The organism is Caulobacter sp. HJHS_5 (genome assembly GCF_056683955.1).
The window spans coordinates 297273-320369 of sequence record NZ_JBWZNC010000003.1 but is presented as its reverse complement, the minus strand read 5'-3'; the positions used below and the strand labels follow the sequence as shown (position 1 = coordinate 320369).

Annotated in this window: 22 protein-coding genes; 11 read left to right on the top strand and 11 right to left on the bottom strand. The window is 69.4% G+C overall.

The features are described 5' to 3' along the window. Nucleotides 1-8 precede the first annotated feature (8 nt). Nucleotides 9-1268: a UbiH/UbiF/VisC/COQ6 family ubiquinone biosynthesis hydroxylase gene (locus ACFLIT_RS07820; protein ID WP_479910645.1), complete on the bottom strand. Its 1260-nt coding sequence runs from the start codon at nt 1266-1268 to the stop codon at nt 9-11. A 134-nt stretch (nt 1269-1402) separates the two neighbouring features. On the opposite strand from ACFLIT_RS07820, the gene ACFLIT_RS07815 reads away from it, so the two are divergent. The 4 genes from ACFLIT_RS07815 to ACFLIT_RS07800 all read left to right on the top strand — a co-directional run bounded on the left by ACFLIT_RS07815 (nt 1403) and on the right by ACFLIT_RS07800 (nt 5939). Continuing rightward, on the top strand, nt 1403-3796 hold the full coding sequence (locus ACFLIT_RS07815; RefSeq protein WP_479910644.1) for an FtsK/SpoIIIE family DNA translocase: 2394 nt from the start codon (nt 1403-1405) through the stop codon (nt 3794-3796). Between the two features lie 139 nt (nt 3797-3935). Beyond that, nucleotides 3936-4574 (top strand): outer-membrane lipoprotein carrier protein LolA, encoded by a 639-nt coding sequence (locus ACFLIT_RS07810; RefSeq protein WP_479910643.1) that lies wholly within the window; start codon nt 3936-3938, stop codon nt 4572-4574. 229 nt (nt 4575-4803) lie between these two features. Continuing rightward, nucleotides 4804-5610, top strand: coding sequence for an exodeoxyribonuclease III (xth, locus tag ACFLIT_RS07805; RefSeq protein ID WP_479910642.1), 807 nt, complete (start codon nt 4804-4806; stop codon nt 5608-5610). Continuing rightward, a complete protein-coding gene (locus tag ACFLIT_RS07800; RefSeq protein WP_479910641.1) occupies nt 5607-5939 on the top strand; it encodes an SMR family transporter in 333 nt (110 codons plus the stop codon). Before xth ends, ACFLIT_RS07800 begins: the two co-directional genes overlap by 4 nt. Before the next feature lie 12 nt (nt 5940-5951). On the opposite strand, the gene ACFLIT_RS07795 is transcribed toward ACFLIT_RS07800, so the two are convergent. Further along, nucleotides 5952-6638 (bottom strand): response regulator transcription factor, encoded by a 687-nt coding sequence (locus tag ACFLIT_RS07795; protein ID WP_479910763.1) that lies wholly within the window; start codon nt 6636-6638, stop codon nt 5952-5954. Nucleotides 6639-6707: 69 nt separating this feature from the next. Next, nucleotides 6708-7361 carry a YggS family pyridoxal phosphate-dependent enzyme gene (locus ACFLIT_RS07790; RefSeq protein ID WP_479910762.1) on the bottom strand — a complete coding sequence of 218 codons (654 nt, stop codon included), beginning with the start codon at nt 7359-7361 and terminating at the stop codon, nt 6708-6710. Nucleotides 7362-7433: 72 nt separating this feature from the next. Here ACFLIT_RS07790 and ACFLIT_RS07785 point away from each other — a divergent pair, with 72 nt between their 5' ends. After that, nucleotides 7434-7976: a thiamine phosphate synthase gene (locus ACFLIT_RS07785; RefSeq protein ID WP_479910640.1), complete on the top strand. Its 543-nt coding sequence runs from the start codon at nt 7434-7436 to the stop codon at nt 7974-7976. On the opposite strand, the gene ACFLIT_RS07780 is transcribed toward ACFLIT_RS07785, so the two are convergent. Further along, nucleotides 7973-8377, bottom strand: coding sequence for an NtrZ family periplasmic regulatory protein (locus ACFLIT_RS07780; protein WP_479910639.1), 405 nt, complete (start codon nt 8375-8377; stop codon nt 7973-7975). The two genes, ACFLIT_RS07785 and ACFLIT_RS07780, sit on opposite strands and share 4 nt — an antisense overlap. Before the next feature lie 297 nt (nt 8378-8674). On the opposite strand from ACFLIT_RS07780, the gene ACFLIT_RS07775 reads away from it, so the two are divergent. The 4 genes from ACFLIT_RS07775 to holA are packed head-to-tail and all read left to right on the top strand — an operon-like array spanning nt 8675 to nt 13382. Further along, nucleotides 8675-9169: a DUF3576 domain-containing protein gene (locus tag ACFLIT_RS07775; RefSeq protein WP_479910638.1), complete on the top strand. Its 495-nt coding sequence runs from the start codon at nt 8675-8677 to the stop codon at nt 9167-9169. Between the two features lie 36 nt (nt 9170-9205). After that, entirely contained in the window at nt 9206-11803 is a 2598-nt protein-coding gene (gene leuS, locus ACFLIT_RS07770) for a leucine--tRNA ligase (protein ID WP_479910637.1), read from the top strand. Nucleotides 11804-11822: 19 nt separating this feature from the next. After that, nucleotides 11823-12329, top strand: coding sequence for an LPS assembly lipoprotein LptE (gene lptE / locus ACFLIT_RS07765; protein WP_479910636.1), 507 nt, complete (start codon nt 11823-11825; stop codon nt 12327-12329). A 12-nt stretch (nt 12330-12341) separates the two neighbouring features. Beyond that, a complete protein-coding gene (gene holA, locus ACFLIT_RS07760) occupies nt 12342-13382 on the top strand; it encodes a DNA polymerase III subunit delta (protein ID WP_479910635.1) in 1041 nt (346 codons plus the stop codon). Nucleotides 13383-13522: 140 nt separating this feature from the next. Here the strand turns inward: holA and ACFLIT_RS07755 are convergent, their stop codons facing one another. From ACFLIT_RS07755 to ACFLIT_RS07730, 6 genes are all read right to left on the bottom strand, one after another. Continuing rightward, nucleotides 13523-14419: a ParB/RepB/Spo0J family partition protein gene (locus tag ACFLIT_RS07755; RefSeq protein WP_479910634.1), complete on the bottom strand. Its 897-nt coding sequence runs from the start codon at nt 14417-14419 to the stop codon at nt 13523-13525. Between the two features lie 10 nt (nt 14420-14429). Then, nucleotides 14430-15218, bottom strand: a complete 789-nt coding sequence (locus ACFLIT_RS07750; RefSeq protein WP_479910761.1) for a ParA family protein — start codon at nt 15216-15218, stop codon at nt 14430-14432. Nucleotides 15219-15264: 46 nt separating this feature from the next. Then, nucleotides 15265-15903, bottom strand: a complete 639-nt coding sequence (gene rsmG / locus ACFLIT_RS07745; RefSeq protein WP_479910633.1) for a 16S rRNA (guanine(527)-N(7))-methyltransferase RsmG — start codon at nt 15901-15903, stop codon at nt 15265-15267. A gap of 52 nt (nt 15904-15955) precedes the next feature. Next, entirely contained in the window at nt 15956-17812 is a 1857-nt protein-coding gene (gene mnmG / locus ACFLIT_RS07740; protein WP_479910632.1) for a tRNA uridine-5-carboxymethylaminomethyl(34) synthesis enzyme MnmG, read from the bottom strand. 172 nt (nt 17813-17984) lie between these two features. Next, on the bottom strand, nt 17985-19325 hold the full coding sequence (gene mnmE, locus ACFLIT_RS07735; RefSeq protein WP_479910631.1) for a tRNA uridine-5-carboxymethylaminomethyl(34) synthesis GTPase MnmE: 1341 nt from the start codon (nt 19323-19325) through the stop codon (nt 17985-17987). Then, entirely contained in the window at nt 19322-19591 is a 270-nt protein-coding gene (locus ACFLIT_RS07730) for a DUF6489 family protein (RefSeq protein WP_479910630.1), read from the bottom strand. The genes mnmE and ACFLIT_RS07730 overlap by 4 nt, the downstream gene beginning before the upstream one ends. A gap of 122 nt (nt 19592-19713) precedes the next feature. Here ACFLIT_RS07730 and ACFLIT_RS07725 point away from each other — a divergent pair, with 122 nt between their 5' ends. Both ACFLIT_RS07725 and ACFLIT_RS07720 read left to right on the top strand, forming a co-directional pair. Continuing rightward, a complete protein-coding gene (locus ACFLIT_RS07725) occupies nt 19714-20421 on the top strand; it encodes a dienelactone hydrolase family protein (RefSeq protein WP_479910629.1) in 708 nt (235 codons plus the stop codon). Nucleotides 20422-20427: 6 nt separating this feature from the next. Beyond that, entirely contained in the window at nt 20428-21396 is a 969-nt protein-coding gene (locus tag ACFLIT_RS07720; protein ID WP_479910628.1) for a quinone oxidoreductase family protein, read from the top strand. A 201-nt stretch (nt 21397-21597) separates the two neighbouring features. Here ACFLIT_RS07720 and rho read toward each other — a convergent pair whose 3' ends face one another. Continuing rightward, nucleotides 21598-22977: a transcription termination factor Rho gene (gene rho, locus ACFLIT_RS07715; RefSeq protein WP_479910627.1), complete on the bottom strand. Its 1380-nt coding sequence runs from the start codon at nt 22975-22977 to the stop codon at nt 21598-21600. Nucleotides 22978-23097 lie beyond the last annotated feature (120 nt).

Here is a 23097-nt window from a genome sequence, read left to right as displayed (position 1 = left end):
GCGCGTTCCTAGATCCGCTCGCCCCGCAGCAGCTTGGGCAGGTCGCCGACCGCGCCGCCGGCTTCCTGCATGAAGAACTTCCGCGCCGGGCCGATGTGGTTCACCGCCGCCATGCCGACGCCGCGCGCCAGGCGCAACACCGGATTATCGTTGGAAAACAGGCGGACGAAGAGGTCGCTGGAGACGGCGATGGCCGCATTGTCGAAGCGGCGCCAGCGGGCGTAGCGCTCCAGCGTCGCCTCGGCGCCGATATCCTCGCCGATCCGCCGCGCCTCGACCGCCACCTCCGCGAGGGCCGCCGCGCCCTTGAGACCGAGGTTGAGACCCTGGCCGGCGATGGGGTGGATGCCCTGGGCGGCGTCGCCGAGCAGGGCCACGCGCGGGGCGACCAGGCGCTCGGCCATGGCCAGGGACAGCGGATAGACGAAGGTCGGGCCCAGCTTCTCGACCTCGCCCAGGAACTCGCCGAAGCGGCGCGTCAGGTGGGCATGGAACGCTTCGGGGCTGGCCTCGCGCAGGGCCTCGCCGCGCGCCGTCGCCTCTGTCCACACCAGGCTGGCGCGATTGTCGGTCAGGGGCAGGATGGCGAACGGGCCGCCGGGCAGGAAATACTCGTGGGCGACGCCGCCGTGGTCGCGCTGCATCCGCACGGTCGCGACCACGCCGGACTGGCCGTAGCGCCAGCCGATGTCGCCGATGCCGGCGGCGCGGCGCACCGTCGAGCCACGGCCCTCGGCCCCGACCACCAGGGCGCAGGTCAGGGTGCGGCCGTCATCCAGGGTCACGACAGCGTGGCTGGGCGTAACCTCCAGGCCGGCCAGGCGCGCGGGCGCCAGCACCGCGATGTTCGAACGGCCGACGCCGACCGCCAGGCCGGCGCGGATGCGGCGGTTCTCCAGCATGTAGCCGAGCGGTTCGCCGTCCGAGCGGTCGGCGATCTCGGCGGATTCGAAGCGCAGGTAGGCGGGCAGGGCCGGCGGGCCGGACGCGCCGGGGGTGCGCCCGTCGGTGACGAGGATCTGCTCGATGCGCTGGGCGTGCGGCTCCAGCTCGGCGGCGAGGCCGAGGGTGCGCCACTGGCGGAACGAGGCGTAGGCGATGGCCGAGGCGCGGCCGTCGAAGGTCGGGGCCACCTGGTCGTCGAACGGCAAAGGATCGACCAGGATCACCTTCAGCCCGCCCTGCGCCAGGGCCAGGGCCAGGGTCGCCCCGGCCATGCCGGCCCCGGCGATGAGGACGTCTGCGTCGAGCTGGGGCGCGTTCGGCATGGGCGGATATGTCGCCTCCCCGTCCCCTAAGTCCAGCCGCTTTCGACGCGATCGGCCGCATCGAGGTAAACGCCCCTTAACCCTCTCGGCCGCAGAAGGGTGGGACGACCCGTTGTCTGTTGGAGACTCCCCGCATGGCGCGAAGCGCGCGGCCCGCCGCCGAGCTTTCCGGACCGGCTTTCGCCTGGCGCCTGGCGCGCGTGACCTGGAGCCATCCTATGGTCGCGCGTTTCCGTGGCGGCGTCGTCGCGACGCTGGGGGCGGCCCTGCTGTTCTCCGTCGCCACCTACAACGCCGCCGATCCCAGCTGGAACGTCGCCACCGCGCTGGCGCCGTCCAACGCCCTCGGCGGGGCGGGCGCCCTGGCGGCCGACGCGGCCATGCAATCCCTGGGCCTCGGCGCCTTCGTCCTGGCCGCCGTGCTGGTGGTCTTCGGCGTGACCCGCACCCTGCAGGTCGATCCCGACGGCGCTCGCGGCCCCCTGCGCCGCCGGGCCCTGATCGCGATCCTCGGCCTCGTCACCCTCGCCGGGGTCTTCGCCCTGCCCGCCCCGCCCGCCGCCTGGCCCTTGGCCCGCGGCCTCGGCGGGTTCTGGGGCGATTTCGTCCTGCGCGGCCTCGCCGGCGTGCTCGCCTACGCCCACGTGCCCGGCGCCACGGCCATCGCCGCCCTCCTCCTCCTTGTCGCCGCTGTCTGGACCCTGGCGTTCGCCCTCGGCGCGCGTCGCCTGGATGTCGCCGGCGGCCTGACCTGGCTGTCGCAGGCGACCGCCCGCCGCCCGGCGCCGGAAGCCGATCCCTATGCCGAGGCCGCGCCCGTCGCGCCGCGAGCGCGCAAGCCGCGCGCGGCGGCCGTCGAGCCCGAGCCGCTGGAGCCGCAGATCGCCGCCCCGCAGGCGGCCAACGCCTACGACGCCGCCGTGGCGGAAGACGAGCGGCCCCTGACCGTGCGCCAGCCCAAGGCCCAGCCGCGCGACTCCGGCCGCGAGCTGCGCGAGAAGCAGAAGACCTTCGATTTCGTCCAACCGGGCGGCTTCGCCCTGCCGGAGCTGGCCATGCTGGCCAAGCCCAAGCCCCGCGCCTCGCAGTTCGACGAAGGCTCCCTGAAGCAGAACGCCCGCCTGCTCGAAAGCGTCCTCTCCGAATTCGGCGTTCGCGGCCAGATCGACCAGATCCGCCCCGGGCCGGTGGTCACCCTCTACGAACTGGCGCCCGCCCCCGGCGTGAAGCACGCCCGCGTGGTCGCCCTGTCGGACGACATCGCCCGCTCGATGAGCGTCGCCGCCTGCCGCGTCTCGGTGGTGTCGGGACGCAACGCCATCGGCATCGAGCTGCCCAACCAGCGGCGGGAGACCGTCTACCTGCGCGACCTGCTGTCGAGCAGCGACTACGAGAAATCCTCCCAGAGCCTGCCCATGGCCCTGGGCGAGACCATCGGCGGCGAGCCCTACATCGCCGACCTGGCCAAGATGCCCCACCTGCTGATCGCCGGCACCACCGGCTCCGGCAAGTCGGTGGGCGTCAACGCCATGATCCTGTCGATCCTCTATCGCCTGCCGCCGGACCAGTGCCGCTTCATCATGATCGACCCGAAGATGCTGGAGCTTTCCGTCTACGACGGCATCCCGCACCTGCTGGCGCCGGTCGTCACCGATCCGAAGAAGGCCATCGTCGCCCTGAAGTGGACGGTGCGCGAGATGGAGGACCGCTACCGCCGCATGTCGAAGATCGGCGTGCGCAACGTGGCCGGCTACAACGAAAAGGCCCGCGAGGCCCTGTCGCGCGGCGAGCACTTCGAGCGCACCGTGCAAACCGGGTTCGACGAGGCCGGCAAGCCGATCTACGAGAGCGAGAAGATCCGCCCCGAGCCCATGCCCTTCCTCGTCGTGGTCATCGACGAGGTGGCCGACCTGATGATGGTCGCCGGCAAGGACATCGAAGGCGCGGTGCAGCGCCTGGCCCAGATGGCCCGGGCCGCCGGCATCCACCTGATCATGGCCACCCAGCGCCCGTCGGTCGACGTCATCACCGGCACCATCAAGGCCAACTTCCCGACCCGGATCAGCTTCCAGGTCACCTCGAAGATCGACGCCCGCACCATCCTGGGCGAACAGGGCGCCGAGCAGCTGCTGGGCCAGGGCGACATGCTCTACATGGCCGGCGGCGGTCGCATCACCCGCCTGCACGGCCCGTTCGTCTCCGACGGCGAGGTCGAGGCCGTGGCCAAGTTCCTGCGCGAACAGGGCGAGCCGCAGTACCTCGAGGAAGTCACCGCCGGCGGCGATGAAGAAGACGCCGAGGCCATCGAGGGGGCCTTCGCGGGCGAGGGCGGCGCCAACGACCTTTACGACCACGCCGTGGCCGTCGTCACCCGCGACCGCAAGGCCTCGACCAGCTACATCCAGCGCCGCCTGCAGATCGGCTATAACCGCGCCGCCTCACTGATGGAGCGGATGGAGCGCGAGGGGGTGGTCGGCCAGGCCAACCACGCCGGCAAGCGCGACATCCTGGCTCCGCCGCCGCCCTAGCGCGCCCTGGAGAATGACCGCCGGCTGAACGGATCGCTTCGACGGCCTTCAGCCGGGATGTGGAAGATTCTCGGTCACACCGGAGCCTCCCTTTCGCCCTTCTCGCGCGTTATGGCTCGGACCAACCGGAGCTTGACCTTTGACGACCCTCGACCGCCGCGCCCTTCTCGCCGCCCTCCCCCTCGCCGCAGTCTCGACCCTTGGCGCCTCCCCGGCCTTCGCCCAACTGGCGGCGGCCGACCAAGCGCTCGCCGACAAGGCCGTGGCCTATCTCGAGGGACTGAAGGAGGCGCAGGGCCGTTTCGTGCAGACCGACAATCGCGGCGCGACGACCCAGGGCAAGATCTTCATCAGGCGGCCGGGCAAGGCGCGGTTCGAGTACGAGCCGCCGTCGGGACTGCTGGTCGTCGCCGACGGCCTGAACGTCAGCGTGTTCGACGCCCGGCTGAAGACCTTCGACCGCACCCTGCTGCGCGCCACGCCGTTGAACCTGTTCCTGGCCCGCCGCGTGCGGCTCGATGGCGGCGTGCGAATCACCCGCGTGGCGCAGCTGGCCGACGGTTTCTCGATCACCGCCGAGGATGTGAAGCGCGAGACGCGGGGCAGCATCACGCTGAATTTCTCCAACGATCCCGTCAGCTTGCTGGGCTGGACGGTCAACGACGCCCGAGGCTCGTCGACGCGCGTTCGGCTGACCGAATTCCGCCCCACCAGCGGTCTCGATAACAAGTTGTTCCTCTTGCGCGATCCAAGGCCGAGGCCTTCGCCCGTACGTTGATCGTGGTGAAAACGTCACAATCAAGAACGGACCGCTTTTTCATTGACTTTTAATTTGGCCGTGGCCATTGTGCCACATCGCGTCGCTCTCCGACCAGCGACACGTCCGCCCGGCCAGTATTCCCCTCCTGGACCGGGCCTTGCGAGACGACCCCTTTAGACCCGGGCGCGCCCTCCGCGCCCGGGTCTTTTTTATTCGCGCCGTCGGCGGAGCGTTCTAAGACCGGGTCATGCGCCTTCGCCTCGTCACCTGGAACGTCAACTCCGTCCGCCTGCGCATGGAGCAGGTCGCCCGCTTCGTCGACGAAGCCGCGCCGGACGTCATCGCCCTGCAGGAAATCAAGTGTCAGACGCACGAGTTTCCGCGTGAGGCCTTCGAGGCCATCGGCCTGCCGCACCTGAAGATCGCCGGCCAGAAGGGCTGGCATGGGGTGGCGATCGCCTCGCGCCATCCCATCGAGGATGTGACGCCGCTCAACGCCTGCCGCGAAGGCCACGCCCGCTGCGTCAGCGGCCGGATCGCCGGCGTGGAGCTGCACAACTTCTACATCCCGGCCGGCGGCGACATCCCCGACCGGGCGCTGAACCCGAAGTTCGACCACAAGCTGGACTTCTACGAGACCCTGACCGCCGAGATGGCGCGCCGTGATCGCCGCGCGCCCCTGGCCCTGGTCGGCGACCTCAACGTGGCCCCGGGCGAGAACGACGTCTGGAACCACAAGTACATGTCGAAGATCGTCAGCCACACGCCGGTGGAGGTCGAGGCCATGCGGCGGCTGCATGAAAGCCTGGAGTTCACCGACATCACGCGTGAGGCCTACCCCGAGCCGCAAAAGCTGGCCTCCTGGTGGAGCTATCGCGCCGCCGACTTCCGGCAATCCAACCGCGGCCTGCGGCTCGACCACATCCTGCTGAGCCCCGGACTACGGGACGCCGCCTTCGACGGCGGCCAGGCGCGCAGCCGCATCCATGACGACGTGCGCGAGTGGGAGCGGCCCAGCGACCACGCCCCGGTCAGCGCCGACCTGTCGCTGTGAACGGCTACGTCTTCCTGGCCGGCGCGATCCTGGCGGAGGTGATCGCCACCACCGCGCTGAAGGCGTCGAACGGCTTCTCGAAGCCGGCGCCGTCGCTGATCGTGGTGGTCGGCTACGCGATCGCCTTCGCCTGCCTGTCCCAGACGCTGAAGACCATCCCGACCGGCGTCGCCTACGCCATCTGGTCCGGAGTCGGCATCGTGCTGATCAGCCTCGCCGCCTGGGCTCTGCAGGGCCAGAAGCTCGACCTGCCCGCGATAGCCGGCATGGCGCTGATCGTCGCCGGCGTGGCGGTGATGAACCTGTTCTCGAAAACGGCCGGCCACTAAGGCCGCGAGCCGCTACGGCGCCAGCCGATAGCCGCCCTGTTCGGTCAGCAGCAGGCGCGCGGCGCCGGGCTCTGGCTCGATCTTCTGGCGCAGGCGGTAGACGTGGGTCTCCAGGGTGTGGGTGGTCACCCCGGCGTTGTAGCCCCACACCTCGGCCAGCAGTTCCTCGCGCGACACCGGTTTCTCGCCGGCCCGATAGAGGTACTTGAGGATCGAGGTTTCCTTGTCGGTCAGACGCGTCTTCTTGCCCTTGTCGTCGATCAGCAGCTTGCCGGACGGGCGGAACTCATAAGGGCCGATGCGGTAGTGCGCGTCCTCCGAAGCCTCATGGCTGCGCAGCTGGGCGCGGATGCGGGCCAGCAGCACGCCGAAGCGGAAAGGCTTGGTCACATAGTCGTTGGCCCCGGCGTCGAGGCCGAGGATCTGATCGCTGTCGCTGGCGGCGGCGGTCAGCATGATCACCGGCGCGGTCACCCCGCCCTTGCGCATCAGGCGGCAGGCCTCGCGGCCGTCCATGTCGGGCAGGTCGACATCGAGCAGGACGAGATCGGGGCGGATTTCCTTGGCGAGCCGCACGCCCTCGCCGGCGGTCCCCGCCTCGGTCGCCGAGAACTCCTCGTGGAGCTGCAGTTGCTCGGCCAGAGCGCCGCGCAGGTCGATGTCGTCGTCGATGATCAGCAGGGTCTTGCGTTGCGCCATGACCGGAATGTGCAACAGCCCGCCCGCGCGACCAACCCTTAAGGTCGCAAGCTTGAGCTCAGGGTGCGGTTATCGCGCGCCGAACAGGGCCGATCCCACCCGCACGGCGGTGGCGCCGAAGCGGATCGCGGTCTCGAAGTCCCCGCTCATGCCCATCGACAGCTTCGCGACGCCGTTACGTTCGGCGATCTTGCGCAGCAGGGCGAAGTGCGGCCCGGGCGGCTCCTCGGCCGGGGGGATGCACATCAGGCCTTCGATGCTGAAGTCGTAGGTCTTTCGCAGGTCGGCGATGAAGGCGTCGGCATCGAGGGGCGCGACGCCCGCCTTCTGAGGCTCCTCGCCCGTGTTGACCTGCACATAAAGGCGCGGGGCGCGGCCCTCGCGCTGGATCGCGTCGGCCAGGGCCTTGGCCAGGCTCGGCCGGTCCAGGGTCTCGATGACATCGAACAGGGCGACGGCGTCGCGCGCCTTGTTGCTCTGAAGAGGCCCGATCAGCCTCAGCTCGAGGCCTTCGCGCCGGTGCGCCCAGCGACCCTGGGCCTCCTGCACCCGGTTTTCCCCGAACACCCGCTGGCCCTCGGCGAGAACCGCGTCGATCCGATCGTCCGGCTGTTGCTTGGAGACCGCGGTCAGGGTCACATCCGCCGGTTCGCGCCCCAAAACTTCGGCGGCGGCGCGGGCGGCCTTTTCGATGCGGGCGAGGATTTCGGCGCGGTGGGACATCAGGCGAGCGATCTGGCGAGGGCGGCGGCGCACATGCGCCATGCCGGCGCTTCTAGATCGGCGAGGGCCGCCTTGCCCACCCTGCTCTTCTTCACCGACCCCCAGCGCACGCCCGATCCCGTCGCCATCGCCGAGCGTCTGCCGCACGGGGCGGGCGTCGTCTTCCGCGCCTTCGGAGCCTCGGACGCCGTCCAGACCGGCCTTCGCCTGGCCGCCGTCGCGCGGCGGCGACGGCTCATGCTGCTGGTCGGGGCCGACCCCGCCCTCGCCGCCGCCATCGGGGCCGACGGCCTGCATCTGCCCGAACGCCTGGTTCGCCGGGCGCCGCGTCTGCGTCGGCCGGGCTGGATCGTCACCGGCGCCGCCCACAGCCCGGGCGCGGCGAAAGCCGCCGCGCGGGCGGGCCTAGACGCCGTGGTGATCTCGCCGGTGTTTCCCAGCCGCAGCGCTTCGGCGACGCGGCCGCTCGGCGTGCTGAAGTTCACGGGACTGGTTCGCCAGGCGGGCTTGCCGGCCTACGCCCTCGGGGGCGTCACGCGATGCACCGCGCGCAGGCTTCTTCGCTCAGGCGCGATCGGCCTGGCGGCGGTCGAAGCCGTGGCTTCGTCGTCTTAGAACTTGAAGGCGGTTTCCAGCCGCACGCGCGGCGTCGGTCCGACCGGCACGCGGCGCTGCGGCGCCAGGTCGTTCTGACCCGCGACGCCGGCCGAGGCGCCGACGCGGACGTTCGGGGTCACTTTGAAGTAGGCGCCCGCCTGGACGTCCTTCAGCTGCATTTCGCGGTAGGCCGGCTGGTCGAGATCGAGCTTCAGGCCCCAGCGGCCCTGTTCGGCGTCGAACTGCAGGGTCTGGCCCGGGCCGAGCGGCGACTGCCGGGCGAAGTCGCTTTTCACCGTGAAATCGGTGGTCGAAGACTTGCTGGTCGACTGCGAGATCGACTGGGCATGCGCCACCGACGCCGATCCCGCCAGGATCGCCGCTGCAGCCACAGCCTTCAGCGTCACGCCGCGCGACACTTTCAACTCTCCAAACAGCCCGTACACAAAACGCCCCACGCCCCTGGACGCTCCGTGAGGACCGTCCGTCGACTCGATTAAAGCGCTCAGTTCTCCGGGGTCAACGCCCCACCGCCCGACTCCTTCTGGTTTAACCACGTTTGATGGCGACTCTGTGGCTGTAAGGTCACGCGAAGCCCCGTCCACGCGCGGGCGCGATTTCGGTTTGGAGCAAACGCGGCCATGTTATAGACCGCGACCGGGGGGTGCGGCGTCGCAAAACGCGCGGGCGCGCGTCGCGAAACGATGGAGCAAAGTATGCCTCTGGTTGACCGGGCTTGGATGCGGACGGCGCTGCGGCGTGGGGCGATCGGCGCCCTGACGCTGGCGACGCTGGGGCTGACGGCCTGCGGCGCGGTTTCCAAGATCAATCCGTTTGACGGCGGCGGTTCGCGGACGGTCTCCTCCGCCGCGGCCGGCGACGCCGCCCTGGGCGTGAACGCCTATCTGTGGCGCGCGACGCTCGACACCCTGGCCTTCATGCCCCTGGCCTCGGCCGACCCGTATGGCGGCGTGATCATCACCGACTGGTATGTGAATCCCGAGAAGCAGGACGAGCGCTTCAAGGTGACCACCTACATTCTCGACACCCGCCTGCGCGCCGACGGCCTCAACATCACGGTGTTCAAGCAGACCCGCAACGCCAGCGGCGCCTGGGTGGACGCCCCGGTCACCGACCAGACCGAGGTCGATCTCGAGAACGCCGTCCTGACCCGGGCGCGCCAGTTGCGCCTGTCCAACATCGGCAGCTGATCCCAGCCGCCTTCGCTTCCTAGGCCTCAAGGTTCCATGGCCCGGTACAATCCGAAAGACACCGAACCCAAGTGGCGCGCCGCCTGGGCCGAGGCTGACGTTTTCCGCACCGCCGACCTCGGCGACGGCCGTCCGAAGTACTACGTGCTCGAGATGTTCCCCTATCCGTCGGGGCGCATCCACATGGGCCACGTGCGCAACTATGCGATGGGCGACGTGGTGGCCCGCTTCAAGCGCGCCCGGGGCTTCTCCGTGCTGCATCCGATGGGCTGGGACGCCTTCGGCATGCCGGCCGAGAACGCGGCCATGGAACGGGGCGTCCACCCCGCCGGCTGGACCTGGGACAACATCGCCGCCATGCGTGGCCAGCTGCAGCAGCTGGGCCTGTCGATCGACTGGAGCCGCGAGTTCGCGACCTGCGACCCGGCCTACTACGCCAAGCAGCAGGCGTGGTTCCTGGACCTCTGGGCCCGGGGCCTGGCCTACCGCAAGGAAGGCGTCGTCAATTGGGATCCGGTCGACAACACCGTGCTCGCCAACGAGCAGGTGATCGACGGCCGCGGCTGGCGCTCCGGCGCGGTGGTCGAGAAGAAAAAGCTGACCCAGTGGTTCCTGCGGATCACCGACTACGCCGACGACCTGATCGAGGGGCTCAAGACCCTGGACCGCTGGCCGGACAAGGTCCGGCTGATGCAGGAAAATTGGATCGGCCGGTCAAAGGGGCTGCGCCTCAGCTTCCTGTTCGACGGCGCCGTTCCGGGCGGCTTCGAGGACGGGATCGAGGTCTACACCACCCGTCCGGACACCCTGTTCGGCGCCGCCTTCGTGGGCGTGGCGCCGGACCATCCGCTGGCCGAGCAGCTGGCCGCCGCCGATCCCCAAGTCGCTGATTTCGTGTCGAAATGCCGGGCCGGTGGTACGTCCGAGGCCGAGATCGAAGGCGGCGAGAAGCTCGGCTACGACACCGGCCTGCGCGTCGCCCACCCGCTGGAGCCGGGCCTGACCCTGCCGGTCTGGATCGCCAACTTCATCCTCATGGACTACGGCACGGGCGCCATCTTCGGCTGCCCGGCGCACGACCAGCGCGACCTCGACTTCGCCCGCAAGTACGACCTGCCGGTGCGCCCCGTGGTCCTGCCGTCCGGGGAAGACGCCGCGAGCTTCGCGGTCGGCAAGGAGGCCTATGTCGGCCCCGGCAGGATCTTCAATTCGCGGTTCCTCGACGGGCTGGAGATCGAGGCCGCCAAGGCGGCGGTGATCGACCGCGTGGAAGCCGCCGGCCAGGGCCAGGGCGCGACGGTCTATCGCCTGCGCGACTGGGGCGTTTCGCGCCAGCGCTACTGGGGCTGTCCGATCCCGGTGATCTATTGCGAGGAATGCGGCCCGCAAGCCGTGCCGAAGGCCGACCTGCCGGTGAAGCTGCCCGACGACGTCACCTTCGACCGCCCGGGCAACCCCCTGCTGCGCCACCCGACCTGGCGTCACGTAACCTGCCCGGGTTGCGGCGGCCCGGCCGAACGCGAGACCGACACCCTCGACACCTTTGTCGATTCCAGCTGGTACTTCGCCCGCTTCACCGACCCGACCGCCGACGCGCCGATCGACAAGGCCGCCGCCGACCACTGGATGCCGGTCGATCAGTATATCGGCGGCGTCGAGCACGCGGTGCTGCACCTGCTCTACGCCCGCTTCATCACCCGCGCCCTGAAGGACGAGGGCATGCTGAGCGTGGCCGAACCGTTCGCCGGCCTGTTCACCCAGGGCATGGTCACCCATGAGACCTACAAGGATCCGGACGGCCTGTGGGTCGAGCCGGCCGATGTGGAGCTCTATGCCGAGGGCGGCGAACGCAAGGCGCGTCGCGCGCCGCATCACGGCAACGCCGGCGAACCGCTGACCATCGGCGACATCGAGAAGATGTCGAAGTCCAAGAAGAACGTCGTCGCCCCGGAAGACATCTTCCAGGCCTATGGCGTCGACGCCGCGCGCCTGTTCGTGATGAGCGACAGCCCGCCGGAGCGCGACGTGCAGTGGACCGCCTCAGGCGTCGAAGGCGCTGGGCGCTTCGTCAACCGCGTCTGGGCCGAGTTCGACGGCTATGAGGCGGGCTCGGCGGCGCATGACGCCAATGACGCGGCGGCCACGGCCCTGCGCAAGGCGGCGCACCAGGCCATCGGCGCGGTCACCGACTCCATCGAGGGCTTCCGTTTCAATAGCGGCGTCGCCAAGCTCTATGAATTCCTCAATGTTCTCAAGGCCTCGCCGGCCGAGGGCGCGAGCGAGGGCCTGAAGGCCGCACGCGCCGAGGCCCTGCACATCCTGGCTCGCCTGATCGCGCCCTTCACCCCCCACCTGGCTGAAGAATGCTGGGCGCGTCTGGGGGAATCCGGCCTGGTGGTCGATGCGCCGTGGCCCGCCGCCGACGCCGCCCTGGCCGCCGACGACAGCCGCACCCTGCCCGTGCAGATCAACGGCAAACGCCGCGCTGAGATCGTGGTGCCGGCCGGTCTGGCCGAGGCCGAGGTGGAGAAAATCGCTCTGGCGGATTCGTCTGTGGCGCCGCACCTTGCGGGCCTGACGGTGCGCAAGGTGATCGTGGTCAAGGACCGCATCGTCAACATCGTCGCCGCCTGACGGGAAGCCTGGAGAGCCGATGCGCCGTCGCGCCGTTCTGATCGCCGCCAGCCTGAGTCTCGCCGCCGTGGGACTGTCCGGCTGCGGCTTCACGCCGCTCTACGCGAGCCCGGGCGTGACGCCGGGGCTGTCGTCCATCGAGGTCGAGCAGCCGCAAGGCCGCCTCGGTTTCCTGATGCGCGAGCAACTGGACGACGCCTTCGCCCACAACCAGGGCGCGCCGCCGCAGTGGAAGATGACGCTGAAGCTGAACGAGTCCCGCTCGTCGCTCGGCGTGCGGGTCGACAACGTCGCCGACCGCTTCCAGTACCGCGTGCAGGCCGACTATGCGCTGAATGATATCACCACCGGCCGCCGCGTGACCGGCGGAACGGTGCGGGTGTCGGTGACCTACGCCAACCCGACCCAGCCCTACGCCGCCATCGCCGGCGACCAGGAGGGGCAGGAGCGGGCCGCGACCGAGGCCGCCCGCCAGATTCAGATGCAACTGGCCACCTGGCTCGCCGGCCAGCGCACCGTTCGCTGACCCTCACGACCGATGATCGTCTCCAAGCGGCCCGACGTTGAGCGCCTTCTGAAGGCGCCGGACGCGGCCCTGCGGGCGGTGGTCATCCATGGCCGCGACCGGGCGATGGTGCGCGAGCGGGCCGATACCCTGGCGCGCAAGATCGTGCCGCGCATCGACGATCCTTTCGATGTCTCCGTGCTCAGCGACACCGAGACCGACGCGCTCGACGAGGCGCTCAGCGCCCAGTCCCTGACTGGAGGTCGACGTCTTATCCGCCTGCGCCTGGGCGACAAGGCCGGTCCGGACAAGGCGGCGGCCGAGGCCCTGAACCGCCACCTCGCGGGGGACTTCAATCCCGAGGCCTTCCTGCTGATCGAGGCCGACGCCCTCGGCCGCGAGTCCGCCCTGCGCAAGGCCGCCGAGAAGGCGGCTCAATCGGCGGCGGCCATTCCCTGCTATGACGACGAGCCGGGCGACGTCGCCCGCCTGGCCCGCGAGGCCCTGGCCGGCGATCGGGTCGGCCTCGACGCCGAGGCCCTGGAACTGTTCGTCAGCCGCCTGCCGCGCGATCGCGGCGTGGCTCGGCAGGAGATCGAGCGCTTGGCCCTGTGGCTCGGCCCCGGCAGCGGCCGCATCGCCACCGCTGCCGACCTCATCGACTTCATCGGCGTCGAACCCGAAGCCAGTCTCGCCGAGGCCGCCATCGACGCCTTCGGCGCGCGGCTGGGCGCCGCCCAGGCGGGCCTGCGTCGCGCGGCGGCCGAAGGGGAGGGGGGACCCGCGGCGGTCAGAGCCATGGGCTATCACCTGGCGCGCCTGCGCCGCGCCCTGACCCTCGCCGCCAACGGCGTCGGCCTGCAGGAGGCGGCCAAGGCGGCCGGCGTGTTCTGGAAGGCGGAGCGCGAATTCCTGCGTCAGGCCCGCGCTTGGTCGCTGCCTGAACTCGACGCGATCCAGCCGCAGGTGCTGGCGGCCGACAAGGCCTGCAAATCGGCCGGGGCTCCGGACGACCTGATCGCTGAACGGCTCGCGCTCAGCATCGCCGGGAAGGCCCGGCGCCTCGGTCTGTAGGGTCGGTTACACCCGGGTATAACCAGGCCGGCGAAATCGCCTCTGTGGCGCACGGAGCAGCGGCGGCCGGGGGTCTGGACGGCTCCGTGCGCGACAGCGCGAGGCCGCCTCGCAAACCATTGAAATTCAACAGCTCTTTATCATCGCGTCAGGCGACGACAAAGGTCGTCGAGTTGTTCGAGCGTCTGATAGCTGAGCACCACCGTCCCGGCGCCGTTCCGGTCGTTGATCTCGACGCCGACGCCGAGCACGGCCGAGATGTCGGCTTCGAGCGCTTCGGTGTCCGCATCCTTGCCCGGTCGGATCGCCGCGGTCCTGCCGCCGGCCCTGGGCTCGGCGCCCCTGCGGGTGAGCGCCTCGGTGTCGCGGACGTTCAGACCCTTGCGGACGATTTCGTCGGCGAGGGCCTCGGCGTCGTCGCGGCCGACGAGGGCGCGGACGTGACCGGCGGTCAGGCGACCTTCGGCCAGGTGGTCCTGCACGGAGGCCGGCAGGGTGAGCAGGCGCAGGGCGTTGGCGACATAGGGACGGCTCTTGCCGACCGCCTGGGCCACCGCCTCCTGGGTGCGGCCGAAGCGATCGATCAGGGCCTTGTAGCCGAGCGCCTCTTCCAGCGCCGTCAGGTCGGCGCGCTGCACATTCTCGATGATGGCGATCTCGAGCACCTGCAGGTCGTCGAGTTCTCGCACCACCGCCGGCATCACCCTGACGCCGGCTCGCTGGGCCGCGCGCCAACGACGCTCGCCGGCGACGATCTGATATTCGCCGTCGATCCCGGGGGCGGGGCGCACCAGGATCGGCTGCAGCACGCCCTTCTCGCGGATCGACTCCACCAGTTCGGCGAGATCTTCCTCGCGGAAGGTGCGGCGCGGCTGGTCCGGGTTGGCGGCGATCAGCTCGATCGGGATTTCGCGCGCGCCCGCCACGGCGGCGGCGGGCGCGGCCGAGGGCGTCGCCGCCCCGGCGGCGGCTTCCACGGCGGCTTCGTCGAGCAGCGCCGACAGACCCCGGCCCAGACCTCTGCGTCCCTCGCTCACGATATTCTCCCTAGGCCGCTTCGGCTTGACGTTGGCGCTCGCGGCGGACGACCTCGCGCGCGAGCTTCAGATAGGCCTGGCTGCCGGCGCACTTCAGGTCATAGACCAGCACCGGCTTGCCGAACGAAGGGGCCTCCGAGACGCGCACATTGCGCGGGATGACCGTCTCGTAGACCAACGGCCCGAAGTGGGCGCGGACGTCGGCGGCCACCTGGTCCGACAGGCGATTGCGTTTGTCGTACATGGTCAGCACCACGCCCTGGATTTCCAGGTGCGGGTTGAGGCTGCCGCGCACCAGATCGATGGTCCGCAGCAGCTGCGTCAGGCCTTCGAGGGCGAAGAACTCGGTCTGCAGCGGCACGAACACCGCGTCGGCGGCGCTCATGGCGTTGACGGTCAAAAGGTTGAGCGACGGCGGGCAGTCGATCAGCACATAGGTGTAGCGACCGGATTTGCGCACGGCGGCCAGGGCGTCGCGCAGGCGGAACGAGCGACGCTGCGCCTGGCCGAGCTCCATCTCGACGCCGGACAGATCCGGGTCGGAGGGAATGATGTCGAGGCCGGGGAGGTCGGTCTTCACCACCGCGTCGAGCGCCGCCTTCTCCTCCAGGAGCACGTCGTAGAGGGTGATGTTGCGGCGCGCCTTGGGCACGCCAAGGCCGGTCGAGGCGTTGCCCTGCGGGTCGGTATCGATCAGCAACACGCGTTCGCCGACGGCGGCGAGGGCGGCGCCGATGTTGATCGCCGTGGTGGTCTTGCCGACGCCGCCCTTCTGGTTGGCGACGGCGAGCACGCGCATGGGCGGGCCCCGGTCGTCCTGGGGCTTACCGGCGTAGGGCTTAGGGTCAGACTCGGCGTTCAACGACAGGCCCCTTCACGCTGACGACACGGCCCCGATTATCGCTCAAACTCGGCGACAAGTCCGCGTCGAATTTCCAATATCTTGTGGCGTCCTCAAGCTCGGACGCGACATCTTGACCCTTGAGGAAGAGTCCAACCGCGCCGGCCTTAAGGTAGGGCCGCGCGTATCCGAACAGCCGGCCCATGGGGGCGCAGGCCCGGGCGGTCACCACCTCGACCTTCAGCGACAGATCCTCGGCGCGGGCGTTGTGCACCGTGGCGGGCAGGCCCAGCGCCTCGACAACCCGGCTCAGGAAGCGGCAACGCTTGGACACGCTCTCGACCAGATGCACCTGAGCGCCAGATTCGGGTTTCAATAGGATCGCCAGGACCAGACCGGGGAAGCCCGCGCCGGCCCCCAGGTCGGCCCAGGTCCGCGCCTCGGGCGCCTGCTTCAGCAACTGGGCGCTGTCCCACGCGTGGCGCGACCAGAAGTCGGGCAGGGTGGCCGGCCCGACCAGATTCATCTGTTCGTTGCCTTCGATGAGGAGCTGTCGGAAGCGTTCGAGATCGGCCATGGCCGCGTCCGAAGCGCCGCTCAGCCCCTGGAATTCGGCCGCCGTCATCGGCTCGACGGCCGGCATATAGGGCGCGTTCAGCGCCGACCCGCCCATCGGGCCCTTGGGCAGGCTCAGCTCAGGCGGCATTGGCGCGGCGAACATGGGCGAGCAGGGCGGTGAGCGCGCCCGGGGTCACGCCTTCGATGCGAGCGGCCTGGCCGAGGGTGTGAGGGCGCACGGCGGCGAGCTTCTGGCGAGCCTCGTTGGAGAGGCCGCCAACGTTGGCGTAGTCGAGATCGGCGGGCAGGCGCAGGGCCTCGTCGCGACGGAAAGCGTCGACGTCGGCCTGCTGCCGGTCAAGATAGCCGGCATAGGCAGCGTCGATTTCGATCTGCTCCCGCACCGCCGGGTCCCATTGGGCGAGCTGCGGCCAAAGCCGGGCGAGGTCGTCAAAGCTGATCTCAGGATAGGCCAGCAGCTGGGTCACGTTGCGACGCTGGCCGTCGGCGTTGACCTTGAAACCTGCCTTCTGCGCTTCGGCCGGCGTCAGCGTCAGGCGGGCGCCCTCCGCCCGGGCCGCTTCCAATGCCGATTGTTTCACGTGAAACGCCGCGCGTCTCTCGGCCCCAACCACACCCAGGGCGACGCCTCGGCCCGTCAGCCGCTGGTCGGCGTTGTCTGCCCGCAGCAGCAAACGGAACTCCGCCCGGCTAGTGAACATGCGATAGGGCTCGCTGACGCCCCGGGTGACCAGGTCGTCGATCATGACCCCGAGGTAGGCTTCGTCCCGCGCGAAGCTGACAGCCTCGCCGCCACCCGCCGCCAAGGCGGCGTTCAGCCCGGCCACCAGGCCCTGTGCACCGGCCTCCTCATAGCCGGTCGTGCCGTTGATCTGGCCCGCAAGATAGAGGCCCGGCAGGCGCTTTACTTCCAAGGCAGGGGTCAATTCGCGCGGATCGACATAGTCGTACTCGATGGCGTAGCCGTAGCGCTTTACCTGCACCTGCTCGAGGCCGACGATGGTGCGCAGGAACAGGTCCTGGGTTTCTTCCGAAACCGAGGTCGAAATCCCGTTGGGATAGACCGTGTCGTCGTCCAGCCCCTCCGGCTCCAGGAACACCTGGTGTTCGGTCTTGTCGGCGAAGCGGACGACCTTGTCCTCGATGGACGGGCAGTAACGCGGGCCGATGCCGGTGGCGCGGCCGCCGTAGACGGCGCTCTCGCCCAGGCGTTCGCCGATGATCCGATGGGTCTCGGCGTTGGTCCAGGTCACCCCGCAGGACACCTGGGGCGTCTCGATGGCGCGGGTCAGGAAGGAGAACGGGACGGGGACGTCGTCGCCCGGCTGCATCTCCAGCCGGTCCCAGGCGATCGTCTTGCCGTCCAGCCGCGCGGGGGTGCCGGTCTTCAGCCGCCCCATGTCGAGACCGAGGCTGTAGAGACGATCCGAAAGGCCGATGGACGGCGCGTCGCCGACCCGGCCCGCCGGAATGCGGGTCTCGCCGCGGTGGATCACGCCCTTTAGGAAGGTGCCGGTGGTCAGGACGACGCGCGGCGCGCGGTATTCATTTCCGTCGGCGTCCACGGCGCCGCCAACGACGCCGTCAACGACGAGCAGATCTTCAGCCGCCGCGGCCCTAACTTCGAGGTTCGGATAGTCCAGCAGCGTCCGCTGCATCGCCTCGCGGTAAAGACGCCGGTCGATCTGGGCGCGAGGACCGCGCACGGCCGGGCCCTTGGAGCGGTTCAGCAGCCGGAACTGGATGCCGGCTTCGTCGGCCAGCCGCCCCATGAGCCCGTCGAGGGCGTCGATCTCCCGAACCAAGTGCCCCTTGCCCAGGCCGCCGATGGCCGGATTGCACGACATCTCGCCGAGGGTTTCGATCTTGTGCGTAAGAAGAAGCGTGCGCGCGCCGACGCGCGCGGAGGCCGCCGCGGCCTCGCAGCCGGCGTGACCGCCGCCGATGACAATGACGTCCCAGGAACTAGGCAATTGGGAAACCGCGATGATTGGAGGCGCCCCGGGGTCTCTCGCGGGCGCGGGCCTTCTTATAGCGGAAGGGGCGGGGAGCGTCGACTCGTCGGGGGACGCGTCAACAGGTCGCCCACCGATGTTTCAGGTGAAACCTGGTGCTACCGCAACCCGCGCTGTTTCACGTGAAACACTACTTTCCGATGCAGAAGCTGGAAAACACCCGGTCGAGCACGTCTTCTGGATCGACCCGCCCCGTCACCCGGGCCAGGGCGCGCGCGGCGAGACGTACGTTCTCCGCCGCCAACTCCGGCTCGGTCAGAACTTCGAACGCACGGTCAAGATGGCGCTGGGCCTCCAGCAGGCTGTCCCGGTGGCGCAGGCGCGTCGCCGCTGGCGCTTCGGAACCGCTGAGGGCCGCCACGACCCGCTCTTCGATTACCGCCTCCAGGGCGTCAAGGAACAGCCCGCTCGCCGCTGAAATTGCCAGCTCCACAGGCCCGCCATCCGATTGGAGGCCGGGTCGCGGCGACAAGTCCAGACGAAGATCGATCTTGTTGAGTAGAAGGATATCGCCGGCCGACAATCGGCCTTGCAGCGCCCCGCGCCCTCCAGGTTCGTCGGTCACATCGACCAAGCCCAGTCGCAGATCGGCGGCTTCGGCGGCGGCGGCGGCGCGGCGCACGCCCTCGGCTTCCACCACGTCCGCCGTGTCCCGAAGTCCGGCGGTATCCGCCACCACGACCTTGTAGCCGGCGATCACCATCGGGACCTCGATCACGTCCCGCGTGGTCCCCGCGATGTCGGTGACGATGGCGGCGTCCCGCCGGGCCAGAGCGTTCAGCAGGCTGCTCTTGCCGGCGTTGGGCGCCCCGATCAGGGCGATGCGAAAGCCTTCGCGTACGCGCCGGCCGCGATCGGAATCCTCCAGGGCGGCGGCGATTTCGCCGCGCAGCACCCGCAGGCCCGGCCGCGCGCGCTCGGCGACCGCCTCCGGCAGATCCTCGTCCGGAAAGTCGACAGCCGCTTCCAGCATGGCGAGGCTGTGGATCAACCGGTCCCGCCAAGCGTCGTAGCGTTCCGACAGCGAACCGCCGAGTTGAGCGAGCGCCTGGCGCGCCTGCGCCGCCGTCTCGGCGTCCACCAGATCGGCCACGCCCTCAGCCTGGGCCAAGTCGAGCTTGCCGCCCTCGAAGGCGCGGCGTGTGAACTCGCCCGGCTCGGCCAGGCGCAGTCCGAGTCCTCGCAGGGCCTGCAGCACGCCGTCGACCACGGCCGGACCGCCGTGCACGTGAAACTCGGCGCTGTCCTCGCCGGTGTAGCTGCCCGGTCCGGGGAACCAGAGCACCAGGGCCTGATCGAGCGCCTCGCCGCTGGCGGGATCTCGCAGGCTGCGCAACGAGGCGCGGCGAGGGGAGGGGAGGCGGCCACCGAGGGTCTCGAGTGCTGACGCGGTTCCGGGCCCCGAAAGCCGCACGACGGCGACTGCGGCGCGGCCCGGCGCCGTGGCCGCCGCGAAGATGGTGTCGGTCATCCGCCGCCGGGCTTCGATCCGCCGAAGCCGCCACCCAGACCCGCGCCGGCCGCCGCGGTCATCATCTGGCGGAATTGCTCCTGGGCGTTCAGCCCGAAACCGGTCCACGCCTTCATGATCTCTTCCGGCTTCATCATCGCCATGTTGGCGTCCATGCGCTTGGTCATCTCAGTGACCATATGGTCATTCAGCGCGGTGACATCCGGCAGACCCAGAAAGGTCCTGGCTTCCTCGGGGGTGCAGTCGATCTCGACCTTGACCTTCATTCGGCTTTCTCCGGCGGGGCGCACACCTTCGCCTCACGCGTTCCGCCTGTTATGGGCGAGGCGAGCGGGGCGCGCCAGAGGCCAGGTCGCGTAACCTAGCAGCGTATCAGGGAGCAGCCATGATGAGCGAGACTATCACCTTCACCGTCCCGGATGGGACGTTCACCGCCTACCTCGCCCGCCCCGATCGTCAGGAAGACCGAAAGCCCGGCCCGGCCGTCGTGGTCATCCAGGAGATCTTCGGTGTCAACGCGGTGATGCGCGGGGTCTGCGACGCCCTGGCGGCCCAGGGCTATCTCGCCGTTTGCCCGGACCTGTTCTGGCGTCTGCAGCCGGGCGTCGACATCAGCGATCAGACCCAAAAGGAGTGGGATCAGGCGCTCGACCTGATGAGCCGCTTCGATGTCGACCAGGGCGTGAACGACCTGCAGGCCGTCATTACCGCCGTGCGCGACAGGCCCGAGTGCGACGGCAAGGTGGGCGCGATCGGCTACTGCCTCGGCGGCAAGCTCGCTTTCCTGGTCGCCACCCGCACCGACGCCAACGCGAGCGTCTCCTACTACGGCGTCGGTCTCGAACCGCTGCTGCCCGAGATCGAGGGCATGACCCATCCGCTGCTGGTGCACATCGCCGGCGAGGACGGCTTCACCCCGCCCGACTCTCGGCAGCGGGTCATCAAGGGCCTCGAACACCAGCCCATGGCGACCGTCCACGTCTACCCTGGCCGCGACCACGCCTTCGCCCGACCCGGCGGCAAGCACTATCACGCCGAGGACGCCGCCCTCGCCCAGAGCCGCAGCCTCACCTTCTTCAAAGCCTATATCGGTTGACCTGACATGCTCGCGATCCAAGCCCTCCGCGCCGGCGGCCCTGACGTTCTCGAAGCCGCCGACCTGCCGGTCCCGACGCCGGGCGTCGGCCAGGTGCTCGTTCGCCACAAGGCGATCGGCCTCAACTTCATCGACACCTATCAACGCAGCGGCCTCTACCCAATCAGCTACCCCGCCACCCTGGGGCTTGAGGCCTCCGGCGTGGTTGAGGCGGTCGGGGAGGGGGTGACCCGCGTCGTCCCCGGCGATCGCGTCGCCTATGGCAACGGTCCGCTCGGCGCCTATGCGGAGTTTCACGTGGTTCCGGCCGAGCGGCTGGTGAAGGTTCCCGAGAGCATCGACTTCCCGACCGCGGCCGCCGCCATGCTGAAGGGCATGACCGCCGAGTTCCTGCTGCGCCGCTGCCGCCCGACCTCCGCGGGCGACGTCATCGTCGTGCACGCCGCCGCCGGCGGGGTCGGGTCGATCCTCTGCCAATGGGGCAAGGCGCTCGGCGCCACGGTGATCGGCACGGTCGGCTCGGAGGCCAAGGTCGCTATTGCCCAGGCCAACGGCTGCGATGCGGTGCTGCCGCAGGACAGCGACTGGCCGGCCAAAGTGCGCGAGCTGACCGGCGGGGTCGGGGCCGACGCCGTCTATGACGGGGTGGGCGCCGCCACCTTCGATGGCGACATCGCCGCCCTCAGGCGTCGCGGCATGGTGGCGGTGTTCGGCAACGCCTCCGGTCCCGTGCCGCCCGTCGATCCTCTGCGGCTGTCGCGCGGCGGCTCGCTCTACATGACCCGCCCGACCCTGTTCGACTACATCGCCACGACCGAGGAATTGGACGCCGCCGCCGCCGCGGTGTTCGAGGTGCTGGCGGCCGGCAAGGTGAAGATCGAGATCGGCCAGACCTTCCCGCTGGCTGAAGCCCGAGGCGCCCACGAGGCGCTCGAGGGCCGCCGCACGACCGGCGCGACGGTGCTGCTGCCTTGATCTCCGCTCTTCCCGGCGAAGGCCGGGATCCATACCGAGCTACTCGAGACGGCTGGCAGGTGTAGCTGAAACGGCGGCTTCCTTCCGGCGAGGCAGTTTGGGCCCCGGCCTTCGCCGGGGAGAGCGGATTAGTGTGATCCCAAAGCAAAAGGGCCGCTCCTTGCGGGGCGGCCCTTTTCTCTGTTCTGGACTGCTTCAGTCCTAAGTGTTCATCGACTGGAAGAAATCGGCGTTGTTCTTGGTGTTCCTCAGTTTGTCCATGAGGAACTCGATGGCGTCCTGCGCGCCCATCGGACCCATGATGCGGCGGAGCACATAGCTCTTCTGCAGCTGATCCTTCGGGGTAATGAGTTCTTCTTTCCGCGTACCCGACTTGATGATGTCGATGGCCGGGAAGATGCGCTTGTCGGCCACCTTGCGGTCGAGGATGATTTCCGAGTTACCCGTGCCCTTGAACTCTTCGAAGATGACCTCGTCCATCCGGCTGCCGGTCTCGATCAGGGCCGTGGCGATGATCGTCAGGCTGCCGCCTTCCTCGACGTTCCGCGCGGCGCCGAAGAAGCGCTTCGGGCGCTGCAGGGCGTTGGCGTCGACGCCGCCGGTCAGCACCTTGCCCGACGAGGGAACGACGGTGTTGTAGGCGCGGCCGAGGCGGGTGACCGAGTCCAGCAGGATGATGACGTCGCGCTTGTGCTCGACCAGGCGCTTGGCCTTCTCGATGACCATCTCGGCCACCTGCACGTGGCGCGTCGCCGGCTCGTCGAAGGTCGAGGAGATCACCTCGCCCTTCACCGTGCGCTGCATGTCGGTGACTTCTTCCGGCCGCTCGTCGATCAGCAGCACGATCAGGTAGCACTCGGGATGGTTGGCGGCGATCGACTTGGCGATGTTCTGCAGCATCACCGTCTTACCCACGCGCGGCGGGGCGACGATCAGGCAGCGTTGGCCTTTGCCGAGCGGCGAGACGATGTCGATGATCCGGCCCGAGCGGTCCTTCAGGGTCGGGTCCTCGATTTCCATCTTCAGGCGCTGCTCGGGATAGAGCGGCGTCAGGTTGTCGAAGTGAACCTTGTGCCGGACGTTCTCCGGCGGCTCGAAGTTGATCTGGGTGACGGTGACCAGGGCGAAGTAGCGTTCGCCTTCGCGCGGGGCGCGGATGGCGCCGTCGACGCTGTCGCCGGTGCGCAGGCCGTAACGGCGGATCTGCGAGGGGCTGACGTAGATGTCGTCAGGGCCGGGCAGGTAGTTGGCTTCCGGGCTGCGCAGGAAGCCGAAGCCGTCCTGCAGCACTTCCATGGTGCCGCCGCCCGAGATCTCGATCCCCTCTTCGGCGAGGGTCTTGAGGATGGCGAACATCATGTCCTGCTTGCGCATGGAGTTCGCGTTCTCGACCTCCAGCTTCTCGGCCAGGGCCAGGAGATCGGCCGGCGAGGTGGCCTTCAGCTCCTGCAGCGACATGCGGGTGATATTCAGCGCCGCGATCGTGGCGGTGATCTCGCTGGCGTCCTCACCTTCATCGCCGGCCAGATCGGCGGCGACGTCGGGGGTGAGGTCTTCGGTTTCGATGGTTTCGTCGGTCATTGGATAATCTTCGTGAGGGATCGCGAGCCGCGTCGCGGCTGGCGGGAGGGATGGAGCCGGGTCTTGATGGGCCGGCGAATGGCGGCGCGGATCGCGCCTGGAAAATCGGGAGCCGGCGGT